Origin of the sequence: Amycolatopsis samaneae (assembly GCF_039541975.1) — a bacterium.
GTDB lineage: Bacteria > Actinomycetota > Actinomycetes > Mycobacteriales > Pseudonocardiaceae > Amycolatopsis > Amycolatopsis samaneae.
On sequence record NZ_BAABHG010000009.1, the window covers coordinates 393,084 to 406,649 of the forward strand.

The 13,566-nt window shown below is 71.0% G+C and carries 8 protein-coding genes; 2 read left to right on the forward strand and 6 right to left on the reverse strand.

Translation table 11 applies throughout. The features are described from left to right. The first annotated feature begins 3 nt into the window (after nucleotides 1–3). Complete coding sequence (locus tag ABD987_RS25510) at nucleotides 4–630, forward strand: response regulator (RefSeq protein WP_345398621.1); 627 nt, start codon at nucleotides 4–6, stop codon at nucleotides 628–630. A gap of 74 nt (nucleotides 631–704) precedes the next feature. Beyond that, entirely contained in the window at nucleotides 705–2,279 is a 1,575-nt protein-coding gene (locus tag ABD987_RS25515) for a hypothetical protein (protein ID WP_345398624.1), read from the forward strand. A gap of 277 nt (nucleotides 2,280–2,556) precedes the next feature. Here the strand turns inward: ABD987_RS25515 and ABD987_RS25520 are convergent, their stop codons facing one another. The 6 genes from ABD987_RS25520 to ABD987_RS25545 form a co-directional block, all read right to left on the reverse strand. Continuing rightward, nucleotides 2,557–4,743, reverse strand: coding sequence for a hypothetical protein (locus tag ABD987_RS25520; protein WP_345398627.1), 2,187 nt, complete (start codon nucleotides 4,741–4,743; stop codon nucleotides 2,557–2,559). 74 nt (nucleotides 4,744–4,817) lie between these two features. Then, nucleotides 4,818–6,095 carry an HAD family hydrolase gene (locus ABD987_RS25525; RefSeq protein WP_345398630.1) on the reverse strand — a complete coding sequence of 426 codons (1,278 nt, stop codon included), beginning with the start codon at nucleotides 6,093–6,095 and terminating at the stop codon, nucleotides 4,818–4,820. Between the two features lie 277 nt (nucleotides 6,096–6,372). Beyond that, nucleotides 6,373–7,515, reverse strand: coding sequence for a GAF domain-containing sensor histidine kinase (locus ABD987_RS25530; protein ID WP_345398847.1), 1,143 nt, complete (start codon nucleotides 7,513–7,515; stop codon nucleotides 6,373–6,375). 14 nt (nucleotides 7,516–7,529) lie between these two features. Further along, nucleotides 7,530–10,745, reverse strand: coding sequence for a thiol reductant ABC exporter subunit CydD (gene cydD / locus ABD987_RS25535; RefSeq protein ID WP_345398850.1), 3,216 nt, complete (start codon nucleotides 10,743–10,745; stop codon nucleotides 7,530–7,532). Nucleotides 10,746–10,789: 44 nt separating this feature from the next. Continuing rightward, nucleotides 10,790–11,797 carry a cytochrome d ubiquinol oxidase subunit II gene (cydB, locus tag ABD987_RS25540; protein WP_345398634.1) on the reverse strand — a complete coding sequence of 336 codons (1,008 nt, stop codon included), beginning with the start codon at nucleotides 11,795–11,797 and terminating at the stop codon, nucleotides 10,790–10,792. Nucleotides 11,798–12,052: 255 nt separating this feature from the next. Further along, complete coding sequence (locus ABD987_RS25545) at nucleotides 12,053–13,555, reverse strand: cytochrome ubiquinol oxidase subunit I (protein ID WP_345398637.1); 1,503 nt, start codon at nucleotides 13,553–13,555, stop codon at nucleotides 12,053–12,055. Nucleotides 13,556–13,566: the final 11 nt, after the last annotated feature.

Here is a 13,566-nt window from a genome sequence, read left to right on the forward strand (position 1 = left end):
GGTATGCCGATCCAGGTACTGCTCGTCGACGACCACGAACTGGTCCGTCGCGGCCTGCGTGACCTTCTCGGCGACGAGCCCGACATCGAGGTCGTCGCCGAAGCGGGCGGCGTCGACGAGGCGCTCGCGGTGGCGATGCACGTCGAGCCCGACGTGGCGGTCGTCGACGTCCGGCTCGGCGACGGCGACGGCATCACGCTCTGCCGCGAACTCCGCTCCAAACCGAACGCGCCGCAGTGCCTGATGCTCACCGCGTTCGACGACGAGGAGGCCATGGTCGGCGCGATCATGGCCGGCGCCTCCGGATACCTGCTCAAGCAGGTCCGCGGGCAGGACGTGGTCAACGCCGTGCGCGAGGTCGCGGCCGGCCGGTCGCTGCTGGACCCGGTCACCACCGCCCGCGTTCTCGACAAGCTCCGCCACCCACCCGCGGACGATCTCGACACACTCACCGACCGTGAACGGGACGTCCTGGAGCTGATCGGCCAGGGCCTCTCGAACCGGGAGATCGCGGAACGGCTGTTCCTCGCCGAGAAGACCGTGAAGAACTACGTCACCTCCGTACTGGCGAAACTCGGCATGCAACGCCGTACCCAGGCCGCCGCGTGGATCGCGCGGCGGGGCAAGTAGTGCTCGAAAACGCCCCCCCCCCGTCGTTTTGGCGCAAGGTCCCGGTCGACCCGGCGTATGACCACTGGCTGACCATGGACGTGCGGCGCCGGGTTCTCGTCGTCGTCCGCACCGTGACCACCCTCACCCGGCTGCTCGACCTCCTCTCCCTGATCGAAAGCGATCGCCGGGTGCAGGTGGTCTTCACCCATGACGAGCGCGCTCCCGCGATCTTCGCCGCGGGCGTCCCGGAGGCGCTCGCCGAGCTGGAGGCGAGCGTCATCCCGTGGGACCAGGCCGTCGCGAGCCGATTCGACCTGGCGATCGCGGCCAGCGAAAACGACGCGCTCCACCGGCTGAACGCCCCGGTTCTCCTGGTGCCCCACGGGATCGGCCACCAGAAGTACTACCCACGCGGCACCGTAGTCTCCGGCCTCGACCCGGCTCGCCTCGTCCACGGAGGACGGGTCGTGCCCGCCCGGATCGGGTTGTCGCACAGCAACCAGCTCCGTCAGCTCGACCAGGCCTGCCCGCCGGCGCTGCCGCACGCCGTCGTCATCGGCGATCCGTGCCACGACCGGCTGCTGGCCAGCACCCATCGCCTCGCCCGGTACCGCCGCGCCTTGGGCACGGAGCACCACACCCACGTCGTGCTCGCCTCGACCTGGGGCCCGGACTCCCTGCTCGGCAGCCGACCGGAACTACCGGAGCGGCTGCTGGCCGAACTCCCGTACGACGGCTACCGCGTCAGTATGGTCCTGCACCCGGGTGTGTGGGCCGCGCACGGACCACGCCAGGTCCGGGCCTGGCTGGCCGCCGCCCGGCGCTCGGGACTCGCCGTGCTCCCGCCACACCGCGGCTGGCAGGCCACGCTGCTCGCCGCCGACTGCGTTGTCTCCGACTGTGGCTCCCTTCCGCTCTACGCCGCGGCCGCCGGGATTCCGGTGCTGATCGGCAGCCCCGGCGCGGACACCGTGGTCCCCGGTTCCCCGCTCGCCGAGCTGCTGGGGCGCGCGGCCCGCCTCGACGACCGCGCGGACTTGCGCGCGCAGATCGACCAGGCCGCGACCGGCGACGCCTTCACCGAGATCGCCGCGCAGGCCGTCGAGTACTCCGGCAAGTGCGCCGAGGTGCTCCGCCCCCTGCTCTACGAGCTGATGGATCTGCCAGAGCCCGAGTTCCGCGCGTCGTTCCGGCCCCTCGCCGAGCCGCTGCCCGCACGGGCCGATGTCTCGGCCTTCGTGGCCGGCGTGCGTGCCGACGGCGACCTGCTCGACGTCAGCCGCTTCCCGGCGGAGCTTCCCCGGCGTTCGGGGCGGCTGCCGTATCAGCACGTCCTGGCGCACGACGAACTCTCGACGCTCGCCGAACTGGACGGCGCCACGATCGACTACCGCGAAACCGACGCACGCGAGTTCCCCGGCTGGGCACGCGCCACGGCACGTCTCAGGCCGGACGCGCGGCTCCTCGTCGGCGTCACCCGCCACGAGTGTCTGGTGTGGACACCCGAGGGTGACACGGTGGAACTGACCACCGACAGCACCGATCCACTGCCCGCCGTTTCCGCGCTGTACTGGCGTGCGCGCCGCGATCTGCCGCTCACCGGGCGATTCCGCTATCGTGCCGGGCACCGCGTTCATTCCTGCCGCATCGTTTCCACCTCCTCCTGACTGGCTCAATTTCGATTCTGCACCCACCGGCCGACAGTTCCCACGAAAAGCGGCCCGGGGCGGCCGAGTTGTCCACAACCGTCGTCCCCTGTGGACAACTCCACCGAATTTCCGGGAGCGTCGGTCTCGGGCGGTATGCTGTTGCAGGGCTGGCCCCCAGGGCGGGTGGGGGGTGCCTACGGGACCCGAGCTACGGGAAATTGGCTGCTACGGGGCATGAAAAAGGCTACCGAGCGCTCGGTACGACGAAGCTATTTTCCTTGTGGAGCAAGGAAAATCAGTGCCGCGACAAGCCGTGGAGGATTTTCGCGTACACTTCGGCCGCCCGCGCGTGCCGGGCCCAGCTGAGCCGTTCGTACACACCGGACCAGTGCTGCCGTGCCTGGTACGCGTCACCACACCACCAGGCGGCGTCGCCCTGCGCCTCGGCGATCTCCAGGTCGTACTGGTTACTTCCCGCTCCGACGGTGAGCCGCCACGCCTCCGACAGCAGATCCCACGCGGCACGGGCCGAGCCAGTTCCGATCATCGCCTTCGCGCGCACCACCCAGATCTGCGCGATATCCCGGTGCGCCTCCGGCTTCGTGCAGGCTTCGGCCTCCGTCAGCAGTTCGAAAGCCCGCTCGTAACTACCCATCCGCACCAGCACATTGGCCAGCATCCGGGAATGCAACGCACGTCCGCGCGCCCCGAACTCCCCCAGAGCACGACTGATCTCCAGCGCCGATTCGTACCACCGCGCCGCATCGGCGAGTTTGCCCTGCTCCCGGCAGAAGAGCGCGCGAAACTCACACAACGACGCGGCGAGCAACCGGTTCTCCGCCGTGTCCGGATCAGGCAGCGTCCCGAACAACGATTCCGCCTGCGACAACGCGGCATCCGCACGCTCGAACTCGTGCAGGAGCGAGAACAGCCGACCCTGCTGACTCAGGATCCGCACCCGCACCGCGACCGCGCCGATCGCCTCCGCACTCTGTGCGCCCCAGTGGTTGATCTCGACCAGTTCGCGTTGAAAACCCCGATGTATCCCCACAATCTCCAAGGCGCCACAGATCTGGGTCAGCTCGACATGCAGGCCACGATCGTGCGCGAGACCGGCCAGCGCCCGGAAGACGGGCACCTCGGCGACCAGCCAGTCGACCTGCGAGACCGCGAAGTCCCACGGCGGGATTTCACCGCGCAACGGCTCGTACAACCGAAGACGATCCGCGCTCTTGGTCCAGTCCGCCCGCACCGCGCGATCCCGGTAGAACCGGACCAGCCCGGCGAAGACGTCGTCATCCACAGTGGACAGTCCGGCTCGGATGACCGCCTGCCGCGCCTGGTTTCCCAGCCGCATCCGCTCGCCCGGCTCCGTGGTCACGAAATGCACCGACCGCAGGCGCACCACCAGCGGAGTGACCTCGGTGACCGTGAGCCCGGCCAGCGCGGCGACCGCGTCGAGCGGCAGGCCCGGCCCGGGATAGACCGCCAGCCGACGACACAGTTCCCGTTCCGCCTCCGACAGCTCGGCCAGTACCCGGTCGAACCCGGCACTGACACCGCCCAGCGAGCCACCGGCCCGCAACTCGCCCGCCAGCAAGCGCATCGGCCACTTGCTCAGCGCAGCACGCATCCGCACGGCGTGCGCGGCGGCCACGACCGCGCCCGGGAACCGATCGCACTGCGCCAGCAGCTCACCCATGCCCACCGGGTCCGCCTGGACGACGTCCGCTCCGCAGATCACTTCGAGCAGCTGCCGATCGGCGTGCTCCTCCAGTTGGCCGAGCTGGACGTGCGGATACCGATCCAGCTCCTCGACAGGCGCGTCGGTCAACGCGAGCACCAGGCTCATCGGCGCGGCGGGGAGCAGCCGATGCAGGTCCTCCGCGCTCTCGACGGAGTCGAACACGAGCAACACCCGCCGAGGCGCCAGGAAGTTGTCGTACTGGGCCATGAGTTCGGCGGCCACCGTACTGATCATCGAGGACGGGAGCCCGAACGCGCGCAGCACCGCCGCCCTGACCTCACTGCGCCGCACCGAGCCGCCCGGCGACCGAAACTCGGCCAGGTCGATCAGCAACGTCCCGTCGGAGAACGCACCGGCGGACCCCGCCGCGTAGTGCTCGGCCAGCGTGGTCTTCCCGATCCCCGACAGTCCCCAGACGACGCGCACGCCGGTCCCGCCCAGCTCACGCCACGGACCCGCCCGGTCGACGAAATACGGGGTTCCCGGCACGATCCACGGCCGGGTCCCCTGCAGCGCCAGTTCACGATCGAGCAGGTCACGCAGCTCCCGCGCGGCCTCCGGATCCTTGTCGAGCAGCGCGCGGACAGCGGCCTCGAGCGCCTCCGGGTCGGCTTGGAGCCGCTTCGCGTCCCGCTGGGTGAACTTCTTCCACAGGTACCCGGCCACCTTGCCGCCCGAGGAAAACGCCAGCGCGACCGTCTGTTTGGCGATCTCCGTCGTGAACGGATCCGTCACACACGCCCCCTCAACCGACTCTGAACACCCACGCTAGCAGCGTGAATGCCCGGCGTCACCCACCGTGAACAGGGTCAGCCGTGCACGGTGTCGCGCTGGTCGGGGATGACACTGCCATCGTCCCGCAGCACCGGGTCCCGCGTGCCGTCGGCGTTTTCGTACGCCGTGGTGGAGCACGGATAGGTGCGCTTCAGCTCCGGGAGCGGCTGGATGAACATCGGGTTCACCGCCCACCGGCCGTCGGCGTTGTCGTAGGCACGGCACATCAGCTCGTCCTTGTTGCGGTTGAGCGCGATCCGGACGCCGGTCGCGTCGCGCAGCATCGACACGTCGGTCGTCGCGTCGCCGCCCGCCACGGCCTGCCGGAGCGCCGCCGGTGCCGGGTCGAGCTGTGCGGCGCCCTGGACACCGAGGATCTTTTTGTTGATGAAGCAGCGTTTCCCGTCGATGTAGGTGATGATCCCGTCCGCACCGTCCGGGATGCCGCCGCAGCCTTCGAGATGCCCGTTGATCCGGCCGTGGGTGGTCAGCGAGCCGATCCCGATGGTGCGGCTCGGCGGGATCCCGGCGCCGGCGCTCCAGACGTCCGCGGTTTCCTTGGGCGAGGCCGAAACCACCCAGGTGGCGAACCCGGCGCGGTCGAGGGTCGCGATGAGGTCCTTGATCTCCGGGTAGTACCGGACCCAGGCGACCTGGGTCGTCGAACCGACCCGCTGGGTCGCGCCGACCGGCGCGCGCAGCGCCTCGTCCCTCGCCTGCCGCGCGATCGCCCGCACCTGGTCGGGCCGGTATCCCGCGTTGATCTGCGCGACCCAGGCGTAGGCGGCCTCCATCTTCCGCCGGTCCGCGCCCGCGAACACCTCCTTGCCCGCGGTGGTCTTCCCGTCCTTGCGCACCGAAAGCAGCTCGTCGGCGCAGGCGACGTTCGTGCTGGTGGGCAACGGTTTCCCGGCCGGGGTGGCGGTGCCGCAGGCAGCGCGCAGCGCGTTCGCGCCGTCCTCGGTCATGTAGCGGCTTGTGCTCCGCCAGTCCCGCTCGCGCGGCTGAAGCACCTTGTCGTGCCGGATCATCCAGAACACCGTCTGGTCCGAGATGTCGTTCTTGATCACCGTGTTGTCCCAGTCGAACACGGCCAGCGGCGCCGGGCGATCGCGATGGCCGCCGCACCGGCCGCGTTCGTCGATCACCCGCTGGATCTTCGCGGCGTTGCCGCCGTACCAGTGGTCGGCGAGCCCCAGCCGCGGGCACGGCCACCCGGCCGTGTCCGGCTCGGCGGTGGCGGCCGGGGTGATCGCGGCGATCAGCGCGGCGGCGGCGAACCCGGTGGTCAGTGCGCGGGCGAGCTTCGGCATGCGTTCTCCAGCGTCGTCGGTGGGCGATGCGATCCTGCCACGAACGACTGATGCGGATCTTCCCTTGTCCGGCCTAACCACCATCACGCACCGCCACCTTCGGGACGTGTTTTTCACTCGTTAGATAGTCGAATGTATGTTCGACTCTCCGGTACGATCGACCACACGGCGTCCGTTGTGGACGCCCTGTCGCGACGATCCCCGAGAGGAAGGTGACCCGATGACCCGAGAAGGCTGAGCACGGCGGACGACAAGTCCACACCGGAGCCGAAGCGAACTAGTCCACCGGCAGATCGAAGGCGACGAGCGTGCCGAGGCTGGGCGAGGAGTTGATGAAGAACTTCCCGCCCGCGGCTTCCGCACGTTCGGAAAGATGGCGCAGACCACGGGTGGCAACACCCTGGGGAACACCGGAACCGTTGTCACGTACGCGGAGTTTCACGCCCTCCGCATCGCGTGTGAGGGTCACCCTGGTCGCGCTGGCGCCGGAATGTCTGACCACATTGGACAGTGCTTCGCGCAGTGCGGCGCGGATGTGATCGGCGCGTTCGGCGGGAACATCGGCGAATTCCCCGGAAAGCTCGAGCGTCGGCGGGTAACCCAGCAGCTCGCCGGCGATCCGCACCTCACCGCGCGCGGATTCGGCCAGATCGGCCGGTGTGCCGGTGTCGTGCCTCGGCTCCGGTGACCGGAGCGCGCGCACGGTGCCCCGGATCTCCTCGATGGTCTGGTCGAGCTGGTCGATCGCGTCGGACAGGCGCGCGCCGTCCGCCTGGGCGAACCGCTTGCGCATGTTGCGCCGGACCCGGTCGAGCTGCATCCCGGCGCCGTACAGCCGCTGCACGATGACGTCGTGCAGTTCGCGGGCGATGCGTTCGCGCTCCTGGTAGAGCGTGACGCGGTGCCGCGCGTTGGCACCCTCGGCCAGCGCGAGCACCACACCCGCCTGTGCGGCGAAGGCGACGAGCATCTCGACCGTGCCCGCGGAGAACGGTTCGCGCCCGTGCCGCCGGTAGACGGTGAGCGCGCCCAGCACGCGCCCACCGGAGCCGAACGGCGCGGCCGCGAACGGGCCGAAACCGCGCAGCTCCTCCGGCACGAACGGCGCCGTGCGCGGGTCGACGGTGAAGTCCTCGGTCACCACGGCCTCGCCGCCACGCGCGACCTGTCCGGCGGCCGAGGTGGCGGGCAACGTCAGGCCGCGGAGCGATTCGGCGATGTCGCCGTGGTCGTGCACCGCCTCGACGACGACCTGGCCGTCGTCGGCGCTGACCATGGCCAGCCCGAGTTCGGCTTCGGCGAGTTCGGCGGCCCTGGCCACGACGGTGTCCAGCACCGCGCCGGGGTCGTCCCCGGACAGGGCGGTGCTGGTGATCTCGGTGGCGGCGGACAGTGCCCGCGCGGCGAGTGTCGGATCCATGAGCAGTACCGACATTAGACCGCCTCGGCCCCGGCGGGCCGACGCGTCGTGACGCGGCCCTCATGGATCTCGAACACGACGTCGGCCCCGGCCGCCTCGTCCGCGCCGTGGGTCACGTGCACGACGGTCCGGCCCGCGAGGGTGTCGCGCAACGTGGTCCGCAGGGCCCGCGCGGTCGGTTCGTCGAGGTGCGCGGTCGGTTCGTCCAGCAGCACCAGGTCGGCCGTGGGCGCGGCGAGCAGCGCGCGGGCGAGGGCGAGCCGCTGTGCCTGTCCGCCGGAGAGCCCGGCGCCGGCGCTGTCGAGCATCGTCGCGGGGTCCAGGTCGCCGAGTTCGGCCTGCGCGAGCACGCGGCGGAGGTCGTCGTCGGTCGCGGCCGGATCGGCGAGACGGAGGTTCTCCGCGACGGTGGTCGAAACGAGCATCGGCTCCTGCGGCGCCCACGCGACCCGGTCCGGCACGGTCAGCTCACCCCGAGTGGGTGGCAGGAAGCCGAGCAGGGCCGCGAGGAACGTCGACTTGCCCGCGCCGCTCGGGCCGACGACGGCGGCGTAGGTGCCGGGGGTGAGTTCGAGGTCGACGCCGCGCAGCACGGGCGAGCCGTCCGGCCAGCCGAGATCGGCCGCGCGCAGTTCGACGTGTCCGCCCCGGGTGAGGTGGCCGCCCGACGCGTCCGTCCGCGCGAGCTCGTCGATCTCCGCGACGCGGGCCCTGGCCTGGCGCAGCGTGTCCCAGTGCTGTGCCACCGGCGGGAGCAGCGCGAGCACCTCGGCGAGTGCCAGCGGCACGAGCGCCAGCACCGGCGCGAGCACGGGTTCGAGCCCGCCCGAGGCGACGGCCTGCGCGGCGAAGCCGGTGCTGACCACCATGGCCGCTCCGCAGGCCAGCGTGATCAGCGCTTCCGCCGCTCCGGTACCGAACGCCTGCCTACGGGTGTCCGCGGCGAGCTTCGCGTCCGTCGTGGCGAGGTCCTCGCGGTGCTGCCGTGCCGTGCCGAAGGCGAGCAGTTCGGCCGCCGACTCGAACAGCACGAGCACCTTCGCGGAGACGGCTCGTCGTCCGGCCGACAGCGCCGAGGTCGCCCGCCGTTCCGCGCGCAGCGCCACGAACGGCGCGAGGGCGCAGACGAGCACGGCGGCGGCCAGCGTGAGACCGGCGGCGGGCAGCAGCCAGGTCTGCACGGCGATCGCGCCCGCCGCCACCAGCCCGGCGACGATCGGCGGCGAAACGACCCGGGGCAGCAGGTCCCGCACGGTGTCGACGTCGGCGACCAGGCGGCGTTGCCCTTCCCCCGCGCGGAGACCGCGGGCCGGGCCGAGCCGGGTCAGCGACTCCCACAGGCGCACGCGAAGACGTCCGGCGACGCGGAACGCGGCATCGTGGGTGACGAGACGCTCGACGTAGCGGAGCACCGCCCGGCCGAGCCCGAACGCGCGCACGCCGACGACCGCGACCGTCAGGGTCAGGATCGGCGGGCGCAGGGACGCCTGGGCGATGAGCCAGCCGGACGTCGCGGTCAGCGCTATCCCGCACAGCAGCGCGAGCGCGCCGAGCAGGCCGCCGCCGACAAGCCGCCGGTCGGCGAACAACCGGCGGAAGAGGGGACGGTGGACCGGGCCGAGGGCACCCACCTCGGTCCGGTCCACCGGCTCGGGCGCCACGGAAACCGCGGCGGACCGTTCGTGGGCGGCGATGATCGCCGCCGCGCCGTTGTCGACAGCCAGCTCCACCGCGTCCATCACGCGGCGGGCGTTGACCTCGTCGAGGTGCGCGGTGGGCTCGTCGAGCAGCAGCAGCCACGCGCCCGACCGCACCCGCAGCAGCGCCCGCGCGACGGCGACGCGCTGGCGCTGGCCCACCGAAAGCTTGTCCACCGGCCGGTCGGCCAGCCCGGTCAGGCCGAGCTGGTCGAGCACGGCGAAGACGTCCTCGCCCGCCGAGGCGAGTTCCTCGCGGACGGTGCCACCCGCGAAGACCGGGTTCTGCGGCACCCAGGCGACGGCACGCCGCCAATGCGTCAGGTCGGCGCCGGCGAGCGGGACGCCGCCGACGGTGATCGTCCCGTCGTGCGCCGGGACGAAGCCCAGCAGCGCGGAAAGCGTTGTCGACTTACCGCCTCCGCTCGGCGCGCGCAGCCAGACGATCTCGCCCGGCCTGGCCACGAAGGTCTCGCCGTCCGGCGCGAAGCCGCCTCGCCGGGCGACACGCAGGCGCGAGACCCGCACCTCACCGTGGGGAAGCCGCGCCGCGCCCTCGGCCGGCACGGGCTCGGCCAGGATCGCGGTGACACGCCGGACCGCCTCGACGCCGTCTTCGCTGGAGTGGAAGGCCGCGCCGACCGCGCGGAGCGGCTGGTAACACTCGGGCGCGAGGATCAGCACCCCGAGGCCGATGGCGAGCGGCAGGCTGCCACCGACGAGCCGGACGCCGATGACCACGGCGATCAGGGCCACCGAAAGCGTCGCGGCGAGTTCGAGGACGAACGCCGAGGAGAACGCGACCTTCAACGTCTTGAGCGTGGCACGGCGATGCCGCTCCGACAGCCGCTGGACGACGTCGCCCTGGGCGCGGGCGCGCCGGAACGCGGTCAGCACCGGCAGCGCGCGGACGAGCTCCAGCAGCCGTCCGGACATGCGGTGCGTCGCGTCGGTGGCCCCGGCGACCCGGTCGGCGGTGTAGCGGCCGACCAGGATCGCGAACATCGGCAGCAGCGGCACGGTCAGCGCGATGATCACCGCGGACGGCCAGTCGGCAAAGAGCACCGCGGCCCCGGCGCCGAGCGGCAGGACCGCCGCGGTCATCAGTGCCGGGAGGTACTCGCGGAAGTAGGCGTCGAGCGCGTCGAGGCCCCGGGTCGTCAGCGCGGTCAGCTCGCCGTGCCCCCGGCGCGCGATCCACTCCGGCCCGAGCCGCAGCACGTGGTCGACGACGCGGGCTCGCAGTTCCTCCTTGGCGGTGGCGGCAGCGCGGGCCGAGACCACCCGCACCGCCCAGCCGGTCAGTGCCCGGCCCGCGACCACCGCGAGCAGGACGGCCAGTTGGGCGGTGCGGCCCCCGATCCCTGTGGAGACGACCGCCGCGAGCACGTCGGCCAGCAGAAAAGCCTGTGTCACCAGCAGCGCGGCGTTGAGCAGCGAAAGCGCCGCGACCTGGGTCAACGCCCGGCGCGCCGCGGGCCCGAGAGCCCGAAACGCGCCGAGCGGACCCTTTCCCGGCCGCGCTGGGTCCATTGTGGACACCGTGGCGGAAAGGGATGCGCCGCCGGGAAGCTTCGTCATGGCGCGTGCACCGCCGGGATGTGCTGGGTGCCGATGCGCTTGCGGAACACCCAGTACGTCCAGCCCTGGTAGACCAGCACGGCCGGCGCGCCGAACACCGACACCCAGCTCATCACCACGAGCGTGTAGTGGCTGGACGCCGCGCCGGCGATGGTGAGGCTGTGCGCCGGATCGAGCGTCGAGGGCAGCACGTTCGGGTACAGCGCGCCGAAGATCGTGACCACGGCCGCGGCGACCGCGACACCGAGCGCGGCGAACGCCTGGCCGTCCCGGTCGACCCGCAGCCGCCACCAGGCGACGACGGCCGCGACCAGCACGATCACCAGTGTCACGAGCGTCCACACCTTCCCCGTGCGCGACTGCACGACGACGAGGAACGCCGCCAGCGGCAGCAGCGCGACCGGCAGGATCCGGTAGGCCAGCACCCGGGCACGTTCCCGCAGTTCACCGGTGGTTTTGAGGGCGAGGAACGCGGCGCCGTGGGTCAGCGCGAACCCGACGACCGCGAGCGCGCCGAGCACGGTGTCCCACCGGACCGAGGCGAACGCGGAACCGACCCGGTTGCCCGCCGCGTCGAGTGGCAGGCCGAGCACGGTGGTCGCGAGGAGCAGACCGACGCCGAGCGGCGGGATCCACGAGCCGAACACGATGACCCGGTCCCAGGTGCGCCGCCAGCGCTCGGAGTCGACCTTGCCGCGGTACTCGAACGCGACCCCGCGCCCGATCAGCCCGACCAGCACGAGCAGCAGTGGCAGATAGGCGGCCGAGAACAGGCTCGCGTACCACGCGGGGAACGCGGCGAACATGACGCCGGCCGCGACGATCAGCCAGACCTCGTTGCCGTCCCAGACCGGGCCGATCGTGTTGACCATGACCCGGCGCTCGGTGTTGTCGCGCCCGAGGATGGGCAGCAGCATGCCGACGCCGAAGTCGAACCCTTCGAGGAAGAGGTATCCCAGCCAGAAGAGTGCGACGAGGCAGAACCAGATCGTCTCGAGCGTCATCGGCTCCGCTCCTTCTCCTCGGGTCCCGCCGGGGACCGCGTCGGCCGCGGGTCACCCGCCGGGCCCGCCACCCCGTCCCGCCGACGTCCGTCCTCCCCGGGGACGCCGTCGCGGCGAGTTATCCACAACTGGCCGAGTTGTCCACAGATCCGCTGTGGGTAACCCGCCCGGGTGATCATCTCGATACACTGAGTTCGGGGTCGCCCCCCGGAGAGGGTGGGGGATACCTCGGGGGTGGCGGCCGGGCCTCGCCGGTCAGTAGGCGAAGGCAAGGGCCTCGTCCTTGTCGTCGTGTTCTTCATCGGAATCGTTGTCCTGCTGGGGTTTCGGGGGCATGACGGCGTCGACACCGCCGCGGACGTACTTGCGCATCAGGTAGACCTCGACCACGCCGAGCACGCCGTAGAGCGCCGTCAGCACGATCAGGGAAGTCCACACCTCGCCTGTGGACAACTGCGACACCGCGCGGGCGGTGAACATCCACACGCCGTCGATCCCGGTCGGGTTGGGCGCGACCACGAACGGCTGCCTGCCCATCTCGGTGAAGATCCAGCCGGCGCTGTTGCCGATGAACGGCGTCGCGATCCCGCCGAGCACCAGCAGCGGGAACCACCGGCCGCCCGGGATCCGGCCCCGGCGCGTCAGCCACAGCGCGAGCAGGCCGATCCCGGCCGAGATCGCCCCGAAGCCGATCATGGCCCGGAAACCCCAGTAGGTCACCGGCAGGCTCGGCACGTAGTCGATCGGCTTGCCGGCGAGCGAACCCAGCGCCGGATCGTCCGGGTAGTTCGTCCCGTACTTCGCCTGGTACTCCCCGACCAGGTCCTCCACGCCCTTGACCTCGGTGGAGAAGTCGTTGTGCGCCAAGAAGGACAACAGCGCGGGCACGGTGAACGTCTTGACCGACTCGCAGTTGGCGTTTTCCACGTCACCGATCGCGAGGATCGAGAAGCTCGCGGGCTTTTCCGTGTGGCACAACGCTTCCGCCGACGCCATCTTCATCGGCTGCTGCTCGAACATCAGCTTGCCCTGCATGTCGCCGGTGATCGCGAGCACCGCGAACGCGCCGACGCCGACCCAGCCACCGAGCCGCAGCGAGGACCGCCACACCGCGCGGTGCTCGTCGTCGCTCTTGCGGCGCCGCCACAGGTGCCAGCCCGCGACACCGACCAGGAACGCCGCCGCCACCGAGAACGCGCCGGCCAGCGTGTGCGGAATCGCGGCGAGCGCGGTGTTGTTCGTCAGCACCGCCCAGATCGAGTTCATGGTCGGCTTGCCGTTTTCGAACGTGACGCCGACCGGGTGCTGCATCCACGAGTTCGCGGCCAGGATGAAGTACGCCGAGGCCATCGTCGCCAGCGAGAACGCCCACACGCAGGCGAGGTGCACCTTTTTCGGCAGCCGGTCCCAGCCGAAGATCCACAGGCCGAGGAAGGTCGATTCGACGAAGAAGGCGAGCAGGCCTTCCAACGCCAGCGGTGCGCCGAACACGTCCCCGACGAAGCGCGAGTAGGCGCTCCAGGACATGCCGAACTGGAACTCCTGCACCAGTCCGGTCACCACCCCCATGGCGAAGTTGACCAGGAGCAGCTTGCCCCAGAACTTCGTCATCTTGAGGTACTTCAGCGAACCGGTGCGGACCCATGCCGTCTGCATGACCGCGACCAGGATGGACAGCCCGATGGTCAGCGGGACCATCAGGAAGTGATAGACGGTGGTGATGCCGAACTGCCACCGCGCGAGCTCCAGAACCTCCACGCGATCAAGCC